This window comes from Curtobacterium sp. Csp1, from assembly GCF_013347185.1.
This window is the reverse complement of record NZ_CP054594.1, coordinates 2154778-2176098: the sequence shown is the minus strand read 5'-3', so window position 1 is coordinate 2176098 and position 21321 is coordinate 2154778. Positions and strand designations below refer to the sequence as shown.

Here is a 21321-nt window from a genome sequence, read left to right as displayed (position 1 = left end):
ACGTCCGCGGCACGACGGAGGGCATGATGCTCGAACACACCAGTGCGGACACGCAGGCGGCTGCCGCTGCGGCCGCGACCCTGCACCTGCGGATCACGATCGTGGGTGCGACCGTCGACCTGCTCCGCGACGTCCCCTTCCACGAGGCGCACGTCGGGCTCGTCGCCGAGCGCCTCGACATCTCGGTCGCGGAGCTCCGACAGCACTTCCCGTCGTGGGACGGTCTCGTGCTCGCGGCGCTGGACCGCTGGAACGGCGCCCGGATGGACGAGGTCACGCGCGAGGTCGGGGACGGCTCGACCGTGGACCTGCTCCGCGCGATCGTCGCCTCGAACGCCGAGGACCCCGCGCTCATGCGACTCCTCGTCGCCCTGCTCTCCGTCGCGGGCAACCCCGCCCACCCGATGGCGACCTACCTGCGGTCCCGCTACCAGCTCTTCTACTCGCAGATCAAGCGGGGCCTGGAGCACGACGTCGCCGTGGGTCGGGCGCCGCACACCATGGACCCGCGCCGCGGAGCCGAGCAGCTGATCGCCCTGTACGAGGGGCTGCAGCTCCAGGCGCTCCTCCGCGCCGAGCTCGACCTGGTCGCGGCGTTCGACCGTGCGGTGGCGCGGCTCGAGCGTGGCTGGATGGAGCGGTACGAGCCGGCGGCGGCGCAGCGCTTCTCGGCGTGGAGCGACGGCGGCAGCTGGGAGATCTGAGCCGACGAGCGCGCGCCTCGGCCGCTGGACGCACTGACCGGCAGGGCGCCGAGGGGCGGCCGGGTAGTCAGTGGGTCTCGCGAACGAAGGAGATCGACATGGCAGCACCGAACCCGATCCAGGTCCAGAAGTACCTCAGCGGCATCGACTACCCGGCCTCGAAGGACGACATCGTCTCGAAGGCCGAGCAGGAGGGTGCCGACGGCGACGTGCTCGAGGCACTGCGGGGCATCCCGGACGGCGACTACGACGCCCCCACCGCGGTGTCGAAGGCCGTCTCGGACGCGGGCTGAGGCGCGCCGAGTCCCGGCGTGGGTGACGAGTCCCGCGGCCCCGTGCCCGGGACTCGTCGCCCAGCCCGAGGCTCGGGGCAGCGCAGCCGCCGGCAGCGACCGTCGCCGCGCGCATCAGCGCGGCCGGGACCCCCGCGGGACGCTCCCGTTGCCGGGGTCGTACCCGGTGTCCCGCAGGACCGGGATCGCCGTCGTGTCGCTGTGGACCGAGTGCACGGTCACCCGTCGCGCCCGCCGCAGTGCACGCCGCGCCCCGGGGGTCGCCACGAGTCCGCCGAGCACCAGGCCGGCGCCGATCCCGAGGGCGACCGACACCGCCGCCACGAAGTCGAGCGCGGCCCCGGACGAGCCGGACATGAAGTTGAGCAGTGCGTTCGACACCGCGACACCGGGCAGCAGCGCGCCGCAGAACGCCGGTACCGCGATCGCCGCCACCGCCGTGCGCATCCGGGCCGCCGCGATGGTGGACAGGACGCCGAGCAGCACCGACGCGACGAACGTGGCGCCGAGGAGCGGCATCCCGAGGTGCCGGAGCTCCCACAGGAACGCACCGGCGGCGACCGAGAACACCACCGCGACGGGGATCACCCGCGCGCTGGCCTGCTGCACGAAGCAGTTCGCCGCCGCGGACACCACCGTCAAGGACAGGGACGCCCAGAGCGGCAGCGGTCGCAGCACGATCCCGGACGGGTCGACCTCGATGCTCAGCCAGTGCAGCACCGCGATGCCGGCCGGCACCCCGACGACGATCGCGGCGATGACGAGCACGATGTAGAACGCCCGGGCGACGGCCATCGCCCGGAAGCCGGAGATGGCGTCCTGCGCCCAGGTGACGAGCGACACGTGCGGCAGGAGCAGCACGACGAGCGCGGCGACCATGGTGGCTGCCCCCGTCGGGGTGAGCACGTCGCCGAAGATCGCGAGGGTGCCGAGTGCCGAGGCGACGGCTGCCTGGGCACCGGAGACGAAGAACTGCGGGAAGCCCCGGCCGGTCAGCCAGCGACCGGACAGGATGATCCCGAGCATCAGGACGAAGGCGCCGAGGCCAGCTCGCCACCCACCGCCCGCCTGCATCGCGATCGAGGTCCCGAGGACCGACAGACCGACGTCCGCCAACCACGACGGCCACCGCGGCGGCAGGCGGAGCACCGCGACGAGGGCGCTCACCGCCGAGGTCATGTCCCGCTCGCCGTGCACGAGGTCGTCCACGATCTGGTTGGCGCGGGCCAGTCGGTCGAGGTCGGAGCCGTCCGACTGCACGGTCCGCACCTTCACGAGGGGCGGGTGGTCGGTCGGCGCGTACTGGATCGTCACCGAGCTGCCGGAGAAGTCGAGGTCGAGGGGCGCGAGGTTCCACTTCGTCGACACCGCGACGACGGCGGTCTCCACGCTGCGCGTGTCCGCCCCGGATGCGAGCATCACCTCGGCCAGGTCGAGGCAGAAGTCGACGATCTGGACCGGCGAGTACTGCTCGCGGGAGCGCGTGTCCGGCGTCACGTCCTCGTAGATGGTGCCGCGCAGCCGGGCGCGCGCGTCGCGGATGTCGTGCTGGGCGAGCTTGCGCACGCGGGGCCGCGGCGGACGCGGGGGCCGTGGGACACCGGGGAGGAACTGCTCGGCCATCCCGCCATGGTGCCAGCCGTCGGCCGCCGAGTCCGGACGTCGGCTGGACGCGGTCAGGGGCGGCGCTGTGCGCTCAGCCGGCCCACCACGAACGCGACGACCACCGCACCGACCGCGACGAGCGCCTGGCCGGCGCGTTCCTGCCACGGGTGCTGGTCCGGGACGAAGGTCGTGTCGGAGAGCGGCGCGTACGCGAACCAGCCGGCGGTCGGGTGCGGGGCCGTCGCGATCAGCAGGATCCCCACCAGGACGGCCGCCAGGCCGGCCCAGCCGGCGATGCGGGTGGGTGACGACACGAGACGACGGAGCACGCGACCCAGCGTATGCAGCAGACGGACGGGAGGCACGGTGCCAGCTGGCACCGTGCCTCCCGTCCGTCACTCGGTGACGTCCCGTGGGACGTGACCGCTACTGCTCGAAGGTCGCCTTGAGCTCGATGTCGACGCCGGTGAGCGCCTTGCTGACCGGGCAGGTCGCCTTGGCCTCGTCGGCGGCCTTGAGGAAGGCGGCCTCGTCGATGCCGGAGACCTCGCCGTTGACGGTCAGGACGATGCCGGTGAGCTTGAAGCCGCCGGCGCTGTCCGGGCCGAGCGAGACGTCGGCCTTGACGTCGAGGGCCTCGACGGTGCCGCCGGCCTCGCCGAGGATCGCGGAGAACTGCATCGCGTAGCAGGCGGAGTGCGCTGCGGCGATGAGCTCCTCGGGGCTGGTGGTGCCACCGGCCTCGTCCGCGGCGCGCTTCGGGAAGGAGACGTCGTAGGTGCCGACCTTGGAGCTGGAGAGCTCGACCTGACCGGAGCCGTCGTTCAGGCCGCCGTTCCAGGCGGTGCGTGCGGTGCGCGTGGGCATTCGCGTTCCTTTCGTGTGGGGGACGGACCCGACCGGGACCGCCGAAGCCGAGTCAATCGGAGAACGATCGTTCTCGCAACCGGCTCTCGGCAAGTGCGCAGGCGAACGCGCAGAACGGACCGGGGCCGTTCAGGCGACGGGCGGCACCGCACGCAGCGCGTCGGCCTGCGCCGGCGAGGTCCGCGCCGCGTACCCGATCCGGCTCTCGCGGACGTGCCACGCCATGCGCTCGGCGGCCTGGTCGACGTCTCCCGCGTCGATCGACGCCAGGATCCGGCGGTGGTCCGGCCACAGGCGCTTGCCACGGGACGAGGTGTCGAGCGCGTAGAGCCACTCGATCTTCCGGGACAGCTGGCGCAGGAGCGTCGCGAGCGTGCTGCTGCCGGACAGCTCGGCGACGAGCAGGTGGAAGCGCTCGTTCAGGTCGACGAGCAGGTCGAGCTCGTCGCGCGCCACGGCGGCGTCCCCGGCGTCGAGGACCTCGCCGAGCTCCCGGCGGACCCGCCACCAGTCCTCGGGCGGGGACGGTGCGTCGAACAGGGTGCGGGCGCGCGTGGCGGCGCGGCGGGCGGTGGCGGTCTCGAGGGACTCCCGGACGGCGAACAGGTCGTCGGCCTCGTCGAAGGGGATGTCGGCGATCCGGGAGCCCGCGTTCGGGCGGGACACCACGAAGCCCTCGCCCTCGAGGCCGCGCAGGGCCTCGCGCACGGGCACCCGGGAGACGCCGTGGCGCTCCGCGAGGAACGCCTCGGTCACCCGGGTCCCGGGCTGCAGCGCACCGGACACGATGTCGTGGCGGATGGCGTCGATGACGCTCGTCCCGTTCAGCACGGGGCCGATCGTCTCACACGGCCGCCTCGGCGAGGCTCCGACGCCCGCGGACCGAGCATCGCGTCGAGCAGGTCCGTCACACGGCCGTCTCGGCGAGGCTCCGACGCCCGCGGACCGAGCATCGCGTCGAGCAGGTCCGTCACACGGCCGCTTCCGCGAGGCTCCGACGCCCGCGGACCGAGCATCGTGTCGAGCAGGTCCGTCACGCGGCCGTCTCGGCGAGGCTCCGACGCCCGCGGACCGAGCATCGTGTCGAGCAGGTCCGTCACGCGGCCGTCTCGGCGAGGCTCCGACGCCCGCGGACCGAGCATCGTGTCGAGCAGGTCCGTCACGCGGCCGCCTCCGCGAGGCTCCGACGCCCGCGGACCGAGCATCGCGTCGAGCAGGTCCGTCACACGGCCGCTTCCGCGAGGCTCCGCCCCGGGATCGCGTCGAGCAGGTCCCGCGTGTACTGCTCCTGCGGGTCGTCGAACACCGCGGCCACCGACCCGCGTTCGACCACCTTCCCCCGTCGCATCACCACGACGTCGTCCGCGATCCGACGGACCACCCCGAGGTCGTGCGTGATGAACAGGTAGCTCAGCCCGAGCCGGTCCTGCAGGTCGTCGAGGAGCGTCAGGATCTGTTCCTGCACGAGCACGTCGAGCGCGGAGACCGCCTCGTCGAGGATGATCAGTTCCGGCTCGAGGGCCAGCGCCCGGGCGATCGCGACGCGCTGCCGCTGCCCGCCGGAGAGCTCGTTCGGTCGGAGCTGCGCGACCTCGCGGGGCAGGGCCACCTGGTCGAGGAGCGTCGCCACCCGCTCGGTCCTGGACGCCCGGTCGCCGACCCCGAACACGCGGAGGGGTTCGTCGATGATCCGCTCGATGGTCGACGTCGGGTCGAGCGACCCGTACGGGTCCTGGAACACCGGCTGCACGCGACGGCGGACGGCCCGGCGCTCCCGCCCCCGGGCGGCGCCGATCGAGAGGCCGTCGACGAGCGCCGTGCCGGACGTCGGGGTCTCGAGCCCGAGGACGATCCGCGCGACCGTGGTCTTGCCGGACCCGGACTCGCCGACCACCGCGGTGGTGGTGCCCCGGCGGACCGTGAACGACACCCCGTCGCTCGCCCGCAGGGTGCCGGCGCCACGGCCGCGCAGCCGGTACTCCTTCACCAGGTCGGACACGACGAGGATCGGTTCCCCGGGGGCGGTCGGCTCCGGCGCGACCCCCGACAGCGCCGGGGCGGCCGCGATGAGCCGCTTCGTGTACTCGTGCTGCGGGTCGCGGAGGATCGCCGCGGGGGCGCCCTGCTCGACGACCTCGCCGTCGAGCATCACCACGATGCGGTCGGTCCGGTCCGCCGCGACGCCGAGGTCGTGCGTCACGAACAGCAGCGTGGTGCCGTGCTGGTCCACCAGGGTCTGGAGGTGGTCGAGGATCTGCCGCTGCACCGTCACGTCGAGTGCGCTCGTCGGTTCGTCGGCGATGAGGAGCTCCGGCTGTCGGGCGAGCGCGACCGCGATGAGGATGCGCTGCCGCATGCCGCCGGAGAACTCGTGCGGGAACTGGTCCGCGCGGCGGGCGGCCTCGGGGATGCCGGCCTCGGTCATGAGCTCGACCACGCGGCGACGGACCGCGGCCCGTCCGCGCAGCCCGCCGGCACGGAGCGCGTCGGCGATCTGCGCACCGACCCGCATCGACGGGTTCAGGTTCGTCGACGGGTCCTGCGGCACCAGGCCGATCCGACCGCCGCGGATCCGCCGCATGAGCGGCTCGTCTGCGTGCGCGATGTCGTCGTCGCCGAGCGTGATCGCCCCGCCGGTGATGTGCCCGGCGCCCGGCAGCAACCGGAGGAGCGCCGCGATGAGCGTCGACTTGCCCGAGCCGGACTGTCCGACGATCGCGACGCGCTCGCCGCGGCGGACGTCGAGGTCGACGCCGTGCAGGACCTCGCGGTCCCCGAACGCGACGCGCAGGTCGCGCACGGCGAGCAGGTGGTCGGCTCCGGTTCCGGACGGGAGGCGCGGTGCGGCCCCGGTGGTCGTCGTCACGTTCTCAGCGTCCTGCGGCATAGCCCTGTGCTCCTCGGGGGTTGGCGGCGGCGCCCAGGACGCCGGTGTCGGGGTCGCGCGTGACGCACGACAGGCGGCCGAGCGACCAGTCGCCGGCGCGGGTGACGACGTGACCGAGCTCCTCGAGCCCGGCGATCACGTCGTCGCCGAGGCGGTCCTCGACGACCAGGCCGCCCGGGGTCCAGGTGCGCGGCCAGAACGAGCCCGGGAAGGACGTCGTGTGCAGCGCGGGGGCGTCGATCGCCTGCTGTGGGGACCACCCGCCGACGATCGTGCGGAGCAGGAACAGCAGCTGCCACTGGTCCTGCTGGTCGCCGCCGGGGGAGCCCATCGCCACGACCGGCTCGCCGTCCTTGAGCACGAGCGTCGGCGTGAGCGTCGTGCGCGGTCGGGCGCCGGGGGTCAGCGTGGACGCCGTGCCCTCCTCGAGCCAGGTCATCTGCAGGCGGGTGCCGAGGCAGAACCCGAGCCCGGGGATCGTCGGGGACGACTGCAGCCAGCCGCCGGACGGGGTCGCGCTGACGATGTTGCCCCAGCGGTCGACGACGTCGATGTGGCACGTGTCGCCTCGCGTCTCGCCGGTCGCCATCACGATCGGTTCGCCGCGGTCCTCGTGCACCGGGTCGTCCTCGGCCGGGGCCGCGACCGGAGTCTCCACCGGGGCCTCGCCGCGGGCGCCCGGGACGGTGGGCTCGCCGACGCCGGCGACCGGCTCGCCACGCGGCGTGTAGGTCTCGCGGAGCGGGGGCGCGACGCCGCCGGGGACGGACACGGCACCCGGTCGGAACGCGTGCGAGGCGCGGTCGCCGATCAGGGCCCGGCGCTCGTCGGAGTAGGCGTCGGAGAGCAGCTCGGCCATCGGGACGTCGCGCTCGCCGTAGTGCACCTCGCGGTCGGCCAGCGCGAGCTTCTGCGCCTCGACGATGGTGTGCGCACCGAGGACGGTGGACGGGTCGAGGCGTTCGTCGTCGAGCGGCTCGAGCAGGCGCAGGGTCTGCAGGAGCGCCGGGCCCTGCCCCCAGGGTCCGGTCTTCGCGATCGTGTGCCCGCGGAACTCGGCGGTGGTCGCCGGCTCGGTGGACGCCCGGAAGGCCGCCATGTCGGCGGCGGTGATGACGCCGGCGTGGTCCGTGCCGGACGCGTGCCGGTGCGGGGTGCGGACGAACGCGTCGACCGCCTGCGCGACGACGCCCTCGGCCCACTCGGTGCGCGCCGCCTCGATCCGGGCGACGCGTGCGTCGCCCGCCGCGTCGGTGTCGACACCGCGACCGGCCTGCACGAGCCCGTCCAGGACGCCGGCCCATGCCTCGTTGCGCACGAGGGTCCCGGAGACCGGCACCGTGCCTCCCGGCAGCCACTGCGTGGCGGAGGTGGGCCAGTGGTCCCGGAACAGGTCCTGGACCGTCGCGATCGTGGCGACCACCCGCGGGGCGACCGGGTGGCCGTCGCGGGCGTAGCCGACGGCGGGGGCGAGCACGTCGGCGAGCTCCCACGTGCCGTGCTCGGCGAGGAGCAGCAGCCACGCGTCGACGGCACCGGGGACGGCGGCCGCGAGGGCCCCCGATCCCGGCACCAGGTCGAGTCCCTCGGACCGGAGGTGCTCCGGTGTCGCGCCGGCGGGGGCCGGTCCCTGGCCCATCAGCACCGTCGGGGTCTTGTCGGACGCGGTGGCGAAGACGGCGGTGACGTCACCGCCGGGGCCGTTCAGGTGCGGCTCGACGACGTGCAGGACGAACGCGCCGGCGACGGCCGCGTCGAAGGCGTTGCCGCCGCGTTCCAGGACCGACTGGGCCGTCGCGGTCGCGATCCAGTGCGTCGCGGCGGCCATGCCGAACGTGCCCTGCAGGTCCGGCCGGGTGGTCTCGGTCGGCGGTGCGGTGAAGGCGGGGTTGGTGGTGCGCATGCGTTACTTCCGGTCCGAGGCGGTGGGGTCGAGGGCGTCGCGCAGGGCGTCGCCGAACAGGTTGAAGCCGAGGCAGACGACGGCGATCGCGACGCCGGGCACGACCGCGGCCCACGGCGCCTGGCCGAGGTACTGCTGCGCGTCCGAGAGCATGATGCCGAGGCTCGGGGTGGGCGGCTGGATGCCGAGGCCGAGGAAGGACAGCAGGGCCTCGCCGATGACCGCGACCGGCATGATCACCGTGGCCTGCACGATGATCGCCGAGACGCAGTTCGGCAGGACGTGCTGCAGGATGATCCGCGCGCCGCCCGCGTCGAGCGTCTTCGCGCTCGTCACGAAGTCGGCGCTCGTGATCCGGAGCGTCTCGCCGCGGACGATGCGGATCATCGCCGGGACGTGCGAGATGCCGATGGCGACCACCGCGTTCGTCAGGCTCGGTCCGCTGATCGCGGCCAGTCCGACCGCGATGATGAGGAACGGGAAGGCGAGTGCGACGTCCGTCAGACGGCTGATGATCGCGTCGAGCCAGCGCCAGTACCCGGCGAGCAGCCCGAGCGGGGTGCCGACGACGACCGCGAGCAGGACCGACAGGACGCCCACGACGAGCGAGACCTGGATGCCGTACAGCGTGCGGGACAGGATGTCGCGCCCGAGGTCGTCGGTGCCCAGGCCGAAGCCGACGGTGAACGGCACCTGGAACGGCAGGTCGAAGTGCGTCGTGGTGGGGTCGTACGGGGCGACGAGCGGGGCGGTGACCCCGGCGAGGACGACGACGGCGAGCATGATGCCGCCGGTCATGCCGAGGCGGTTCGCCCGGACCTGCTTCCAGACGCGACCGCGGCTCGACCCGAGGTCGAACGGCGCTGTGATGGTGGTCATGCGGTGCCCCCCACGCGGATCTTCGGGTTGATGACGGAGTACAGGACGTCCACGGCGAAGTTGATGAGGACGTAGCCGAGGGTGATCACGAGGACGACGGCCTGGATGACCGGGTAGTCGCGGGTGAAGACGGCGTCGAGCGTGAGCTTGCCGAAGCCCGGCAGCGCGAAGATGCGCTCCGTGACGACCGCGCCGGAGATGAGCCCGCCGAGCTGCAGGCCGACGATCGTCACGACGACGATCATCGAGTTGCGCAGTCCGTACCGGAACAGCACGCGCGGGCGGCTGAGGCCCTTCGCGCGGGCGGTGCGGACGAAGTCGGTCTTCATCGTCTCGATCATCGAGGCACGGGTCTGCCGCATGATCACGGCGGCGAGCGAGGTCCCGAGGATCAGGGCCGGCAGCGTCAGGTGGTGCAGGGCGCCGAGGGGGTCGCTCGTCACCGGGACGTAGCCGGACGCCGGGAACCAGCCGAGCCCCGCGGCGAGCCACACGATCGCCTGGATCCCGAGCCAGAAGTTCGGGACGCTCAGGCCGACGAGCGCGGCAGCGTTCGCCATCCACTCGGGCCAACGGCCGCGGTACCGCTCGGCGAGGGTGCCGAGGGCGACCCCGACGACGACCGCCACGACGATCGCGTACAGCGCGAGCCACAGCGTGACCGGCAGGGTCGAGCCGAGCAGCTCGGTGACGGGCGTCCCCGTGCGCGTCGACTGGCCGAAGTCGCCCTGCAGCGCGTTGACCACGAAGCGCCAGTACTGCACGAGCAGGGAGTCGTCGAGGCCGAGGTCCGCGCGGACCGCCGCGAGCCGCTCGGGACTCGCCTCTTCCCCGGCGAGGGCCAGGGCGGGGTCGCCCGGCAGCTGCCGGACCCCGAAGAACACGACGACCGAGGCGAGGGCGAGCGTGAGCGCCGCCTGCCAGAGTCGGGTCACGACGTACCGGATCACTTGCTGCCGCCTTCCACGAACGCCGCCTGGCTGAGTCGGACCACGCCGTCGGCGTAGGTGGAGACCCCGGCGACGTCCGTGCTGACGCCCGTGATGCTCCGGGTCCGGTAGAGGTAGATGATCGGGTCGTCCTGCTGCACCTTCGTCACGAGCTGCCCGTACAGGTCGGCGCGCTCCTGCTGGTCGGTGGCCTGGGCCGCGCGGCTGATCAGGTCGTCGACGTCGGGGTCGGAGTACCCGGGGTAGTTGTTGCCGCCGCCGGTGCCGAGGAACGAGCCGATGTTGCCGTGCGGGTCCACTCGGCCGGACCAGCCGAGCTGGAGCGCCTGGAAGTCACCGCGGGTCTGGTCGTCGAGCAGGGTCGTGTACTCGACCGGCGTGATCGTGATCGCGAAGCCGCCGGCACGGGCCTGGGCCTGCAGTGCCTGGGCGAACCGCACGGTGTCGGGGGTGTTCGTCACCTCCATCTCGATCGGGAACGGTTGCTCGACGCCGGCCTGCTCGAGGAGCTGCTTCGCCCGCTCGGGGTCGTACTCCGGGCACGTCTTGCTCGCGTCCGTCGCGAACACGCTCGAGTCCGGGATCGGCGAGCACGCGACGTCTGCCCACCCGCGGAACACGCTCTGCACGAGTTCGGCACGGTTGATCGACATCGACAGGGCCTGCCGGACCGTCCGCTGCGTGGCGAGCGGGGTGTCGAGCGGCTTCGGGTCCGTGCCGACGCCGTCCTGGTTGGCCAGGTTGATCGTGATGCCCTGGTAGCCGAGCGACCCGGTGCGCAGGACGCTGAGGTCCTTCCGCCGCATGAGCTCGTCGACGTCCTGGGTCGAGATCGAGTCGGCCACCTGCACGTCGCCGGACTTCAGGTTCTGCGCGCGGATGCTCGCGTCCGTGATGATCCGGTAGGTGATCCGGTCGAAGTGCGCGCTCGCCGGGTCGTGGTACTGCGGGTCGCGCTCGACCGTGATGGACGTCTGCGGGACGCGCTCGACGAACTTGTACGGGCCGATGCAGACCGGGTGGTCGCCGAACCCGTCGCCCTCCTGTTCCAGCGCGGTCGGCGACATCACCATGCCCGCACGGTCCGCGAGCGCGGCGGTGATCGGGGCGAAGGGCGTCGCGTAGCGGATCCGGACGGTGTGGTCGTCGACCGCGTCGATGCTCGACACCGGACCCATCTCGCTCTTCCGGCTCGAGTCGTCCTTCGTCAGGTTGCGCTCGAGCGTCGTCACGACGGCGTCCGCGTCGAACGGGGTGCCGTCGGCGAAGCGGTACCCGGTGTGCACCGGGAACGTCACGGTCTTCCCGCCGTCGGAGACCGTCGGGAGCTCGGTCGCGAGCATCGGGACGACGGTGCCCTCGGCGTCGATGTCGTACAGCTTCTGGCACATCGTCTCCATGACGTACCGGGTGTACAGCGACGACGACGTGGTCGGGTCGAGTCGGTCCGGCTCGGCGGAGAGCGCCATCACGAGGTCACCGCCCTCGCGGACCTGCTGGTCGCCGATCGCGACGGTCGTGACGGTGCCGGCGGTCGCGCCGCCGGCCTTCGAGCGTTGGACCGGGACGCAGGCGGTGAGGGCGAGCGTGGCGGCGAGGGCGACGGCGGGCACGGCGAGCATTGTCCGGCGGCGTCGGGGGGAGGTCTGGGACATCGTGTTCCTGGAGCTGCGGTGTGCGTGGCGACTCTTGTGGAGTCACGCTCAGGAGTGCGGTGATTGCATACAATCACGGATCGTCGCTCGCTTTTGTATACGTGACGTTTCGAGCTTGTAACGCTGCGCCTATGCCGCTTGGACTCGTCCTCCGGCACCTCGCTCCGAGGTCTGCGGTGTCCCTCGCTCTGGGGCTCGGTGAGAACCCCTCGAGTTGACGACCGGTCACTTATCCTGAGTGTGAGGACAGGAGTGAACGATGGAGTTCGAAGAGCGTCTCGCTGCGTTGGCCACGAAGGTGCACAACCAACGCCAGGCGATCCAGACCGAGGAGGCCACGAAGAACGCGTTCGTGATGCCCTTCATCTCGACGATCCTCGGGTACGACGTGTTCAACCCCCTCGAAGTCGTTCCGGAGTTCACGGCGGACGTCGGCGTGAAGCGTGGGGAGAAGGTCGACTACGCGATCATGCGCGACGGTGAGGTGCAGATCCTCATCGAGTGCAAGAAGTCCACGGAGCCGCTCAAGATCGAGCATGCATCCCAGCTCTTCCGGTACTTCTCCGTCACGAACGCACGCATCGCCGTGTTGACCAACGGCGAGGTCTACAACTTCTACACGGATCTCGACGCACCGAACAAGATGGACGACCGACCGTTCCTCGTGCTCGACCTAGCCGACATCGACGAGACACTCCTGCCGGAGCTCAGCAAGCTCACGAAGGACGTGTTCGACCTCGATTCGGTGATCAGCGCGGCCGAGGAACTCAAGTACGTCGGCGCGCTGAAGCGTGCCATCGCCGTACAGTTCCGGGAGCCCGAGGAGGACTTCGTCCGACTCTTCGCGTCGCGTGTCTACGAGGGGCGCTTCACCCAGGAGGCGCGCAGCCAGTTCACGACGCTCGTCGCCAAGGCCTCGAAGCAATTCCTCAACGAACAGGTCAACGACCGTCTGAAGACGGCGCTCGGTGCCTCCTACACGGCGCCGATCGAGCAAGCTGCTTCCGTCGAGGCGCTCTCGAGCGAGCTGGTGGTGGAAGAGGACATAGATCGAGACACCGAGATCGAGACCACGCCCGAGGAACTCGAGGGCTATCAGATCGTCAAGGCCATCGCCTGCAGCGAGGTCAAGCCCGAGCGCATCGTGCACCGGGATCAGAAGTCGTACTTCGCCATTCTGCTCGACAACAACAACCGCAAGCCGATCGCGCGCCTCTGGTTCAACGGGAAGAAGCAGAAGTACATCGGGTTGTTCGACGAGGACAAAGTCGAGACGCGACACCCGATTGAGTCGCTCGAGGACATCTACCTGCACGCGGATGCCCTCCGGGTGTCCGTGTCACGCTTGCGCTGAAGTGAAGGCGGTTCACGAACCCTCCGGCCGGGTGTTCCCCCCGACGAGGTGGAAGACGAGCTCCGGGCAGGTTCCGGGCGTTGAGGCTGGGCCGGTTGCGGCGCACGACTCTTCCATTCGAGGAGCACTGTTCGGGATGTGGCGTCAGGTGGCGCAGTGCCCGTGGCGGCCAAGTTCTCGTGCTTCTCCGGCTCCGCCCACGCGCTCGTGCCGCATGGTGCGCCGCGCAGATCGACGGACAGCTCCGCACCTGTGGCGGGCGTGTACGAGCACATCCATGGTCTGACGGGTGTCCCGGTGCCCGAGTCGCGACGGTCGGCCGTCGACTCCGCTCCGACCGGACAGTCGCGAACGCAGTACGCCTACGGCGCTCCTGTGGGCGGTGTCGTCGGCCTTCGTGCTCTCGCTTTGCAGGTCGGTGCCGACGAGCACTTCGGCCGTCGCGAGAAGATCCGGTTCGGCGGCATCGATCACTGGTGGCATGAGCTGGCCTTCGCTCCCACCGGGAACGCGTTCAGCGCGCTGACGGCATCCATCGAGACTCAGGTCACGAAGCACCGCGCGTACTACGTGGAGGGGCTGGCGAAGTACAACGCGTACCCGGTGGCTGAAGGGAAACGCTTGGAGCTGACGCTTCTGGACGCGTCCGGACGAAGCGACGATGCGATCAGCGTGTTCATGCCGAACTCGCACCACCTGGGAGCGCTCACGTCGGCTGTGGCGGCTGGCACACCATTTGCGCTGTTCTCGTCCGAGGCATTCGTGAAGAACACCGGACGTGCGGCACTCAGCTTGGCGGATGACTCCCAGCTGCTGCCCCTGTCCGGCTGATCTGCGCCTGACGGACCCGGCCGTTCCTCGTGTCGGACGATCCATGGCGACGAGTACCGTGGCGGTGATGCAGACATGCGACGCCGAGGCGGTCCTCGCCGCCCTCGCGCGGACCCCGGGGGACGTGGCGGCGGCGCGGCGGGTCGCCCGGCAGTTCGCGGACCTCGACGCGGGGGAGCGGTCCGCCCTGCTCTGGAGCGAGGACCCCGGCGCGCGGCTCGTCGCGGTGGTGCTCCTCGTGCAGGCGATGCGGGCGCGGCCGGACGCCGAGCTGACGGACGAGTTCCTCGCCGCGGCGAAGGCGGAGCGCTTCGACGACACCACGCTCGTCGACCTCGCGGCGGAGGAGCTCGTCGGTGCGCCGCTCGTCGGCGGTTCGACCGGCCCGTTGTTCGCGCTCGTGAAGTCCGACGTGGCGATGGTGCGCCGGATCGCGGTCGTGGCGACCCTGGCGTTCGCGAAGCAGGGCGACGCCGAGGTCCCGCTCGGGATCGTCGGGCGGCTCGTCCGCGAGCGCAGCGACACCGTGCAGTCGGCGCTCGGGTGGGTCCTGCGCGAGACCGGCAAGCGGGCCTCCGAGCCGGCGCTCGTGGCGTTCCTCGAGCGGCACGGGCGGTTCCTGACCCCGGCGGCACGGGCGACCGCGACCGAGCACCTGCCCCCAACCGAGCGCGACCGGCTGCGCGCCTGACCTGTTCGCGCGGGGCCGGAGTCAGTGGGAGAACACGTCGTCGAGCGTGTAGGTCGCCAGGCCGCGCTGCTCGAGCAGGGCGTGGAGCCTCGGCAGCGCGCCGATGGTGCCGGGGTGGTTGGCGTGCCCGATGACGATGTGCGCCGGCTGGAACCACTGCTCCGCGAAGCCGACGATCTGGTCCGAGGTGATGTCCCCGGAGTCCGCGAGCGTCCCGTACCAGAGCAGCGGGGTGGTGTAGCCGACGGCCGCCGCCGCCCGGTCGACCCGGGCGTCGTGGTAGCCGAACGGCGGCCGGAAGTACGGCTTCGCGTCGACGCCGTAGGTGTCCTGGATGAAGGCGTGGTTCCGCGTCAGCTGGTCCTGGACCGCCTGGTCGCCGAGCTTCGTCAGGGCGGGGTGATCCCACGTGTGGTTCCCGAGCTGCACCTGCCCGGAGGCGACGAGCGGCCGCAGCAGGTCGGCGTGCTCGGTCCACGCGGGCCGCGCGCCGTTGACGAAGAAGGTCAGGCGCGTGCCGGTCTCGGCCGCGAACCGGGCGTACGCGGCGACGACGTCCGACGATGCCCCGTCGTCCACCGTCCACGCGATCCCGGGTGTCCCCGCTGGCAGACCCGTCACGGTCCCCCGGGGCAGCGGCACCTTCGTCAGTGCCGGACGGGTCGGTGTCGGTGTCGGTGTCGGTGTGGGCGTGCCCGTGGGTGTCCGGGTGGCTGTCGGCGTCGGGGTCGCGCTCGTCGCCCGCCGGCGCGGCTCGGATGAACACGCGGCGAGCGCCCCGGCGGCGAGGAGCGCTCCGGCCCCGGTGAGCAGGCTGCGGCGCGTGGTGCGGTGGTCCATCGGAGCCAGCGTGGCGGGTGGGCGGCACCGGGCGCATCGGCGGACGGGCGGAGACCGACTGGCCGATCGGCCACGTTCGAGCCCATCGCGCCTGTGATCGGAGGCGGATCCGCGCGTCGGGTGGCGGAAGGAACGGCTTCCGACGCGCGGATCGGTCTCTCACGCGCGGATCGGCATCCGATGCGCGGATCGGTCTCCCACGCGCGGATCGGGCAGGGCGCGCGGGCGGGGCTGGGAACGCGCCACGGGGCGGGCGGGTACCGACGAGGGGGAGACGAGCCGTGCCTCCCGGCCGGCCCGACGCGACCACGAGAGGAACGCGACGTGCGCGCACTGACCTGGCAGGGCACCGAGAAGGTGTCCGTCGAGACCGTCCCCGACCCGACCATCCAGGAGCCGACCGACGCGATCGTGCGGATCACGTCGACCGCCATCTGCGGCTCCGACCTGCACCTGTACCGCGTGCTCGGCCCGTACATCGACAAGGGCGACGTCCTCGGGCACGAGCCCATGGGCATCGTCGAGGAGGTCGGCTCCGCCGTCACGAACCTGAAGGTCGGCGACCGGGTCGTCGTCCCGTTCAACATCTCGTGCGGCCACTGCTGGATGTGCCGCCACGGCTTCCAGTCGCAGTGCGAGACGACGCAGGTGAAGGAGTACGGCACCGGCGCCTCGCTCTTCGGCTACACGAAGATGTACGGCCAGGTCCCCGGCGGGCAGGCCGAGTACCTGCGCGTGCCGCACGCCGACTACGGCCCGATCAAGGTGCCGGACACCGGCGCGGACGACCAGTGGCTGTTCATGAGCGACATCATCCCGACCGCCTGGCAGGCCGTGCAGTACGCGGACGTGCCCGAGGGCGGGACGCTCGCGGTGCTCGGCCTCGGCCCCGTGGGGCAGTTCGCCGCGCGGATCGGCAAGCACCTCGGCTACCGGGTGCTCGCCGTCGATCCCGAGCAGGTCCGCCGCGACCTCGGGGCGAAGCACGGCATCGAGGTGTTCGACCTGTCCGACGACGTCGTGCCGCAGCTCGTCGACCTCACCGACGGCCGCGGGCCGGACGGCGTGGTCGACGCGGTCGGCATGGAGGCGCACGGCAACCCCGTCGCCGGGTTCGCCCAGCGCGCGGCCGGCCTGCTGCCGGACAAGCTCGCGCAGAAGGCGATCGAGACCGCTGGCGTCGACCGGCTCGCGGCGGTGCACGCGGCGATCGACCTCGTCCGACGCGGTGGCACGGTGTCGCTGTCCGGCGTGTACGGCGGGATGGCCGACCCGATGCCGATGATGACCCTCTTCGACAAGCAGATCACGATCCGCGAGGGACAGTGCAACGTCCGCCGCTGGGTCGACGACCTGATGCCGCTCGTGTCCGACCCCTCGGACCCGCTCGGCACGCTCGACCTGACCACGCACCGGGTGTCGCTCGAGGACGCCCCGCACATGTACTCGGTCTTCCAGAAGAAGGAGGACGGCTGCATCAAGGTCGTCCTCGACCCGTCGCTCGCACCCGCGGCGGCGTGAGGGTCGGGCACCGCTGATGCGCGTCGTCGTGGTCGGGGCGACCGGGAACGTCGGGACCGCCGTGCTGCGGCGGCTCGCGGCGGCCCGGCTCGCCGGTGACGGTCGGGCCGGCTCCGACGAGGGCCTGCAGGTCGTCGGGGTCGCCCGGCGTCTGCCCGACGCCCGGGTCGCACCGTACGACGTCGCGGTCTGGCACACCGTCGACGTCGGCGGCGACGGTGCCGTCGAGGAGCTCGCCGCCGTGTTCCGCGGTGCCGACGCCGTCGTGCACCTGGCGTGGGCGCTCCAGCCGACGCACGACATCCCCACGCAGCACCGGACCAAGGTGCGGGGCACGGCGAACGTGCTCGCCGCCGTGGCCCGGGCCGGGGTCCAGCAGGTCGTCGTGGTCTCCTCGGTCGGGGCGTACCGCGGGGTCGACGTGGACGGCAAGCGGACGCCGGTGGACGAGTCCTTCCCCACGACCGGCATCCCGACGGCGACGTACTCGGTGCACAAGGCCGAGAACGAACGGGCACTGGACACGTTCGAGCGCGAGCACCCGGACGTGGTCGTCACCCGGCTCCGGCCCGGGCTGGTGTTCCAGCGGTCGGTGGCCGCGGAGCTCCGGGGCCTGTTCCTCGGGCACCTCGTCCCGATGTCGGTCGTGCGTGCGGCCCGGTTCGCGGTCCTGCCGTTGCCGCTGTCGTTCGTGTTCCAGGCCGTGCACGCCGACGACCTCGCCGACGCGTTCTGGCGGGCGATCGACCGGCGGACCGCCGGCGCGTTCAACATCGCGGCGTCGCCGGTGCTCACCCCGCCGCGGATGGCCCGGGCCGCCGGGATGCTCGGCGCGGTGCGGATCCCGCTCCGCCTGCTGCGCGGGGTCGTCACGCTGACCTGGCGGCTCCGGCTCCAGCCGACGGACGCCGGGTGGCTCGACATCGCAGCCGGCGTGCCGGTCATGCAGACCGACCGCGCCCGGAACGAGCTCGGGTGGGCGCCGCAGCACACGGCGGAGGACGCCCTGCGGGAACTCGTCGGCGGCTTCGCCGACGGCGCCCGTGTGCCCGCGTCCGGACCCCTGCGCGGGTGAGCGCCGCGTAGCCTGAGGGGGTGCTGCTGCCGACGGACTTGCTCGGGGACTGGGACCTCGCACGGACCGTGGACGACCGCGCCGCCGGTGTCCGCGGCATCGTCACCGGCCGCACCACGCTCTCGCTCACCGGTCCGGACGAGGTGCGCTGGGACGAGTCCGGCGTGATGCGGTTCGGCGGTCGGGAGACCCCGGTGTCCCGGACGCTGCTCGTCCGCCGCGGCGCCGACGCGCACTGGAGCGTGCACTTCATCGACGGCCGGGTCTTCCACGACTGGGTGTGGGGCGCGGCGGTCGAGCACGCCTGCGCGCCGGACGACTACACCGGCGTGCTCACGGGCGACGCCCGACGGTGGACGGTGCGCTGGCAGGCCCGGGGTCCCGCGAAGGACTACCGGCTCGACAGCGTGCTGACCCCGGCGGCGTGACCCGGGCTCACCGGACCTGGACGTTCCGGCAGCCGAAGTCGATGGTGCTCGACCCCCAGTACGGATCACTCGCTGTCAGACACAGGCGGTGCGTCCCGGCGCTCATCGCGACCGTCCCGGCGAAGCCGCGGTTCCCGCTGACGTGCAGGGCACGGTTCACGTCCGCGCGTCGAACGGTGGTCGTGAAGCGGTCCGTGTAGACGCCGTCGACCTGGGCCGTCACGGTCATCGGGTCGGCCAGCCGCTCGAGTTCCACGACCCAGCCCGCGACCTGGACCCCACCGGACACCGGCAGCACCCGGTCGAGGTTGCCGCGCACGGGGACCAGCGTCGTGCCGCTGTACCGCGCGTTCCATGGCGCGTCGGGATCGGACTTCCCGCGCACGACGGTGAACCCCCAACCCGTGAACCCGGACGAGGCGAAGTGCTGGCGGGCGGTCGTCGTCATGGTGACGCTCTGGCCGGGACGCAGCGCGCCGGTCACGCAGGTGCCGGTCCGCTTCTGGGTGGACAACGAGCAGGTGCCGCTCGTCGACGTCACCTTCGCCTGGTCCCACGCCGACAGGATCGCCGCGTCCGGCGGGTTCGACCCCTGGTTGTACTGGAACGCCATCGTGACCGGTCCGGCGGTGGCACGGGTCCCGGTGTTCGTCACCGTGAACGACCACGTGGCGGTGTTGCCGTACGCGACCTCCGTCGAGGTCGCCGTGTCCACCTGCAGTCCGGCAGGGTCGTCGGCAGCCCACGCCGGGGTCCCGGTCACCACTCCGCCGACGAGTCCTGCGAGGACGACGAACACGGCGATGCGTGGCGCTGACCGACGGCTGATGGCCTGCTCTCCAGTTGTCATCTGCCGAAGCTACTGCCCGACGTGCTCGCCGGACCGGAGTCCCGTGTACCCCGCGGGGCCGCGTGCTCGAGCGTCGCACCGGACCGGCACAGCGTCGATCCGGCCTGACGCAGCGGCGGACCGGACCGGCAGACTGAGCGCATGGCACGATCGACCGGCACCGACGCCCCGCGGATCACCCTGACCGAGCCGACCGACCTGCAGGACTGGTCGCCGGCACCCGGCGACCTGGTCACCGGCGACCGGATCGAGGCGAAGCGCATCGCGATGCTCGACGTCGCCGGGGAGCGGCTGCCCGACCTCGAGCTCGAGGAGTGTGTCGTCGGGACCCTCCGCGCCGACGGCACCGATCTGCGCGGCCTGCGCGTCCGCGACTCGGTCGTCGAGACGCTCGACGCCCCGGTGTTCCGCGCCTCGAGCAGCGCCTGGCGCGAGGTCCGGGTCGCCGGCGGCCGGGTCGGGTCGGCCGAGCTGTACGACGCGACGCTGAACGGGGTCGAGTTCGTCGGCATGAAGCTCGGGTTCGTGAACCTCCGCGGGTCGACGCTCACCGACGTGGTGTTCCGCGATTGCGTGCTCGACGAACTCGACATCGCCGACGCCCGACTGCTCCGCGTGTCCTTCGAGGGCACACGCATCCGCTCCGCCGAGGGTTCGAACACCCGCATCGACCACGTCGACCTGCGGGCCGCCGACCTGGACCGGGTGGAGCGGCTCGAGGGGTTCCGCGGGGCGACGATCGGTGCCGACCAGCTGTTCGCCCTCGCGCCGCTCCTGGCCGCGCAGGCTGGTTACCGCGTGGACTGACGCGCGCCGCCGGCCACCCCCGCCAGTCGGCCGCCGCCGGCTCGCCCGGTCCGCTGGCGGGCGGGGAGTTCATGCGCCGGGCGACAACTCACGGGCCGCGGACGGCGTGAACTGTCGCTCAGCCCGAAACCTCCGCGCTCAGCCAGCGGCCGCAGCGGCCGCACCCCCGCCCTCGCCGCCACCCCCGCCATCGCCGCTGCCAGGTCCGCCTGCACCAGGTCGCCGTGCACCGCCGCCCCCGCCTGCGTCCCCGCCGCGGCCGACGCGATCACGGTCGCCATCGGCGCCGTCACGTTCCCCGCCGCGTACACCCCGCGCACGCCCGTCTGCCCCGCGGCGTCGACCACGAGCGCGCTCCCGAACCGGGAGCCGTCCACGACGACGTCCTCCGCCACCAGGCCCAGCCCGGCCAGGAAGTCGACGCGGGCCTCGGCGGTGCTGGCGGCGGCGAGGGCGTCGAGCGGGACGACCTCGCCCGAGCCCGTCTCCACCCCGGTCAGCACGTCGCCCGAGGAGACCACGCGGGCTACCGACCCCGAGACGATCCCGATGCCACGGGCCGTGAGACCAGCAACGGCGGTGTCGTCGACGAGCGCCGGGTCGGTCACGAACGCCGTCACCCGGTCGCTCAGCGCCCGGAACATCAGCGCGTGGTGCACCCCGTTCGGAGTCGTCACCAGGATCCCGATGCGCTGGTCGCGGATCTCCCACCCGTGGCAGAACGGGCAGTGCACGACCCCGCGCCCCCACTGCTCGGCGAGCCCCGGGACCTCCGGCAGCACGTCGACGGCGCCGGAGGCGACGACGAGCCGCCGCGCGGTGACGATCGCGCCGGAGTCGAGCGTGACCGAGAAACCGACCGGGTCGGTCCCGTCACCATCCGTGGCGGACGTGGCCACGATCCTCCCGGCCGTGACCTGCACACCGTAGGCGGTGACCTCGTCCCGTCCGATGCGGGTCAACTCGGCGGGGGCGACGCCCTCGCGGCCGAGGTAGTTGTGCGCACCGGCCGCCGGTGCGTTGCGGGGCTCGCCCGCGTCGACGACGAGGACGGAGCGGCGGGACCGCCCCAGGATCAGGGCGGCGGACAGGCCGGCGGCCGAGCCGCCGATGACGATGACGTCGAAGTGATCGGACATGACCACAGCGTGCGGCGCGCTCGACCAGATCAGCAACGAATC

At 72.3% G+C, this 21321-nt stretch carries 21 protein-coding genes; 9 read left to right on the top strand and 12 right to left on the bottom strand.

Annotated features, from left to right (window positions below; genetic code table 11):
- Positions 1 to 23: 23 nt before the first annotated feature.
- Both HUN58_RS10405 and HUN58_RS10400 read left to right on the top strand, forming a co-directional pair.
- Complete coding sequence (locus HUN58_RS10405) at positions 24 to 704, top strand: TetR/AcrR family transcriptional regulator (RefSeq protein ID WP_058742617.1); 681 nt, start codon at positions 24 to 26, stop codon at positions 702 to 704.
- Positions 705 to 802: 98 nt separating this feature from the next.
- Positions 803 to 997, top strand: a complete 195-nt coding sequence (locus HUN58_RS10400) for a DUF2795 domain-containing protein (protein WP_058742616.1) — start codon at positions 803 to 805, stop codon at positions 995 to 997.
- 114 nt (positions 998 to 1111) lie between these two features.
- Here HUN58_RS10400 and HUN58_RS10395 read toward each other — a convergent pair whose 3' ends face one another.
- The 9 genes from HUN58_RS10395 to HUN58_RS10355 all read right to left on the bottom strand — a co-directional run bounded on the left by HUN58_RS10395 (position 1112) and on the right by HUN58_RS10355 (position 11710).
- The gene (locus HUN58_RS10395) at positions 1112 to 2620 is read right to left on the bottom strand and encodes a threonine/serine exporter ThrE family protein (RefSeq protein ID WP_180225815.1); all 1509 of its coding nucleotides are present in this window, start codon (positions 2618 to 2620) and stop codon (positions 1112 to 1114) included.
- Positions 2621 to 2673: 53 nt separating this feature from the next.
- Complete coding sequence (locus tag HUN58_RS10390) at positions 2674 to 2931, bottom strand: hypothetical protein (RefSeq protein WP_114850705.1); 258 nt, start codon at positions 2929 to 2931, stop codon at positions 2674 to 2676.
- 97 nt (positions 2932 to 3028) lie between these two features.
- Positions 3029 to 3469, bottom strand: coding sequence for an OsmC family peroxiredoxin (locus HUN58_RS10385; RefSeq protein WP_058742613.1), 441 nt, complete (start codon positions 3467 to 3469; stop codon positions 3029 to 3031).
- A gap of 129 nt (positions 3470 to 3598) precedes the next feature.
- A complete protein-coding gene (locus tag HUN58_RS10380; protein ID WP_229666918.1) occupies positions 3599 to 4300 on the bottom strand; it encodes a GntR family transcriptional regulator in 702 nt (233 codons plus the stop codon).
- A gap of 391 nt (positions 4301 to 4691) precedes the next feature.
- Positions 4692 to 6335 carry an ABC transporter ATP-binding protein gene (locus tag HUN58_RS10375; RefSeq protein WP_254631445.1) on the bottom strand — a complete coding sequence of 548 codons (1644 nt, stop codon included), beginning with the start codon at positions 6333 to 6335 and terminating at the stop codon, positions 4692 to 4694.
- A 4-nt stretch (positions 6336 to 6339) separates the two neighbouring features.
- Positions 6340 to 8259 carry a gamma-glutamyltransferase family protein gene (locus HUN58_RS10370; protein WP_254631444.1) on the bottom strand — a complete coding sequence of 640 codons (1920 nt, stop codon included), beginning with the start codon at positions 8257 to 8259 and terminating at the stop codon, positions 6340 to 6342.
- Positions 8260 to 8262: 3 nt separating this feature from the next.
- The gene (locus HUN58_RS10365; protein WP_180225813.1) at positions 8263 to 9138 is read right to left on the bottom strand and encodes an ABC transporter permease; all 876 of its coding nucleotides are present in this window, start codon (positions 9136 to 9138) and stop codon (positions 8263 to 8265) included.
- Positions 9135 to 10088, bottom strand: a complete 954-nt coding sequence (locus HUN58_RS10360; protein WP_180225812.1) for an ABC transporter permease — start codon at positions 10086 to 10088, stop codon at positions 9135 to 9137. Before HUN58_RS10360 ends, HUN58_RS10365 begins: the two co-directional genes overlap by 4 nt.
- Positions 10085 to 11710 carry an ABC transporter substrate-binding protein gene (locus HUN58_RS10355; protein ID WP_180226072.1) on the bottom strand — a complete coding sequence of 542 codons (1626 nt, stop codon included), beginning with the start codon at positions 11708 to 11710 and terminating at the stop codon, positions 10085 to 10087. The genes HUN58_RS10360 and HUN58_RS10355 overlap by 4 nt, the downstream gene beginning before the upstream one ends.
- Positions 11711 to 12002: 292 nt before the next feature.
- Here HUN58_RS10355 and HUN58_RS10350 point away from each other — a divergent pair, with 292 nt between their 5' ends.
- The 3 genes from HUN58_RS10350 (at position 12003) to HUN58_RS10340 (ending at position 14619) form a co-directional block, all read left to right on the top strand.
- Complete coding sequence (locus tag HUN58_RS10350) at positions 12003 to 13097, top strand: type I restriction endonuclease (protein WP_180225811.1); 1095 nt, start codon at positions 12003 to 12005, stop codon at positions 13095 to 13097.
- A gap of 162 nt (positions 13098 to 13259) precedes the next feature.
- Positions 13260 to 13928 carry a hypothetical protein gene (locus HUN58_RS10345; protein ID WP_141859898.1) on the top strand — a complete coding sequence of 223 codons (669 nt, stop codon included), beginning with the start codon at positions 13260 to 13262 and terminating at the stop codon, positions 13926 to 13928.
- Between the two features lie 67 nt (positions 13929 to 13995).
- Positions 13996 to 14619, top strand: a complete 624-nt coding sequence (locus tag HUN58_RS10340) for a DNA alkylation repair protein (RefSeq protein WP_167509970.1) — start codon at positions 13996 to 13998, stop codon at positions 14617 to 14619.
- A 21-nt stretch (positions 14620 to 14640) separates the two neighbouring features.
- Here the strand turns inward: HUN58_RS10340 and HUN58_RS10335 are convergent, their stop codons facing one another.
- Positions 14641 to 15459 (bottom strand): polysaccharide deacetylase family protein, encoded by an 819-nt coding sequence (locus HUN58_RS10335; RefSeq protein WP_180225810.1) that lies wholly within the window; start codon positions 15457 to 15459, stop codon positions 14641 to 14643.
- Between the two features lie 324 nt (positions 15460 to 15783).
- On the opposite strand from HUN58_RS10335, the gene HUN58_RS10330 reads away from it, so the two are divergent.
- From HUN58_RS10330 to HUN58_RS10320, 3 genes are read left to right on the top strand one after another with little or no spacing between them, the layout of a single operon-like run.
- On the top strand, positions 15784 to 16980 hold the full coding sequence (locus HUN58_RS10330) for a zinc-dependent alcohol dehydrogenase (protein ID WP_174779114.1): 1197 nt from the start codon (positions 15784 to 15786) through the stop codon (positions 16978 to 16980).
- A gap of 16 nt (positions 16981 to 16996) precedes the next feature.
- On the top strand, positions 16997 to 18055 hold the full coding sequence (locus HUN58_RS10325; RefSeq protein ID WP_180225809.1) for an NAD-dependent epimerase/dehydratase family protein: 1059 nt from the start codon (positions 16997 to 16999) through the stop codon (positions 18053 to 18055).
- Positions 18056 to 18075: 20 nt separating this feature from the next.
- Positions 18076 to 18483: a DUF6314 family protein gene (locus HUN58_RS10320; protein ID WP_114850718.1), complete on the top strand. Its 408-nt coding sequence runs from the start codon at positions 18076 to 18078 to the stop codon at positions 18481 to 18483.
- Between the two features lie 7 nt (positions 18484 to 18490).
- Here the strand turns inward: HUN58_RS10320 and HUN58_RS10315 are convergent, their stop codons facing one another.
- Complete coding sequence (locus HUN58_RS10315; protein WP_180225808.1) at positions 18491 to 19333, bottom strand: hypothetical protein; 843 nt, start codon at positions 19331 to 19333, stop codon at positions 18491 to 18493.
- Positions 19334 to 19474: 141 nt separating this feature from the next.
- On the opposite strand from HUN58_RS10315, the gene HUN58_RS10310 reads away from it, so the two are divergent.
- Complete coding sequence (locus tag HUN58_RS10310) at positions 19475 to 20140, top strand: pentapeptide repeat-containing protein (RefSeq protein WP_180225807.1); 666 nt, start codon at positions 19475 to 19477, stop codon at positions 20138 to 20140.
- Here HUN58_RS10310 and HUN58_RS10305 read toward each other — a convergent pair.
- The gene (locus HUN58_RS10305; RefSeq protein ID WP_254631443.1) at positions 20125 to 21279 is read right to left on the bottom strand and encodes an NAD(P)/FAD-dependent oxidoreductase; all 1155 of its coding nucleotides are present in this window, start codon (positions 21277 to 21279) and stop codon (positions 20125 to 20127) included. The two genes, HUN58_RS10310 and HUN58_RS10305, sit on opposite strands and share 16 nt — an antisense overlap.
- Positions 21280 to 21321 lie beyond the last annotated feature (42 nt).

Bases quoted from the DNA above. Each gene is read 5' to 3' on its own strand.
- HUN58_RS10405 (WP_058742617.1), top strand. From the start codon at position 24: ATGATGCTCGAACACACCAGTGCGGACACGCAGGCGGCTGCCGCTGCG.
- HUN58_RS10400 (WP_058742616.1), top strand. From the start codon at position 803: ATGGCAGCACCGAACCCGATCCAGGTCCAGAAGTACCTCAGCGGCATC.
- HUN58_RS10395 (WP_180225815.1), bottom strand. From the start codon at position 2,620: ATGGCCGAGCAGTTCCTCCCCGGTGTCCCACGGCCCCCGCGTCCGCCG.
- HUN58_RS10385 (WP_058742613.1), bottom strand. From the start codon at position 3,469: ATGCCCACGCGCACCGCACGCACCGCCTGGAACGGCGGCCTGAACGAC.
- HUN58_RS10370 (WP_254631444.1), bottom strand. From the start codon at position 8,259: ATGCGCACCACCAACCCCGCCTTCACCGCACCGCCGACCGAGACCACC.
- HUN58_RS10365 (WP_180225813.1), bottom strand. From the start codon at position 9,138: ATGACCACCATCACAGCGCCGTTCGACCTCGGGTCGAGCCGCGGTCGC.
- HUN58_RS10355 (WP_180226072.1), bottom strand. From the start codon at position 11,710: ATGCTCGCCGTGCCCGCCGTCGCCCTCGCCGCCACGCTCGCCCTCACC.
- HUN58_RS10350 (WP_180225811.1), top strand. From the start codon at position 12,003: ATGGAGTTCGAAGAGCGTCTCGCTGCGTTGGCCACGAAGGTGCACAAC.
- HUN58_RS10340 (WP_167509970.1), top strand. From the start codon at position 13,996: ATGCAGACATGCGACGCCGAGGCGGTCCTCGCCGCCCTCGCGCGGACC.
- HUN58_RS10335 (WP_180225810.1), bottom strand. From the start codon at position 15,459: ATGGACCACCGCACCACGCGCCGCAGCCTGCTCACCGGGGCCGGAGCG.
- HUN58_RS10325 (WP_180225809.1), top strand. From the start codon at position 16,997: ATGCGCGTCGTCGTGGTCGGGGCGACCGGGAACGTCGGGACCGCCGTG.
- HUN58_RS10315 (WP_180225808.1), bottom strand. From the start codon at position 19,333: ATGACAACTGGAGAGCAGGCCATCAGCCGTCGGTCAGCGCCACGCATC.
- HUN58_RS10310 (WP_180225807.1), top strand. From the start codon at position 19,475: ATGGCACGATCGACCGGCACCGACGCCCCGCGGATCACCCTGACCGAG.
- HUN58_RS10305 (WP_254631443.1), bottom strand. From the start codon at position 21,279: ATGTCCGATCACTTCGACGTCATCGTCATCGGCGGCTCGGCCGCCGGC.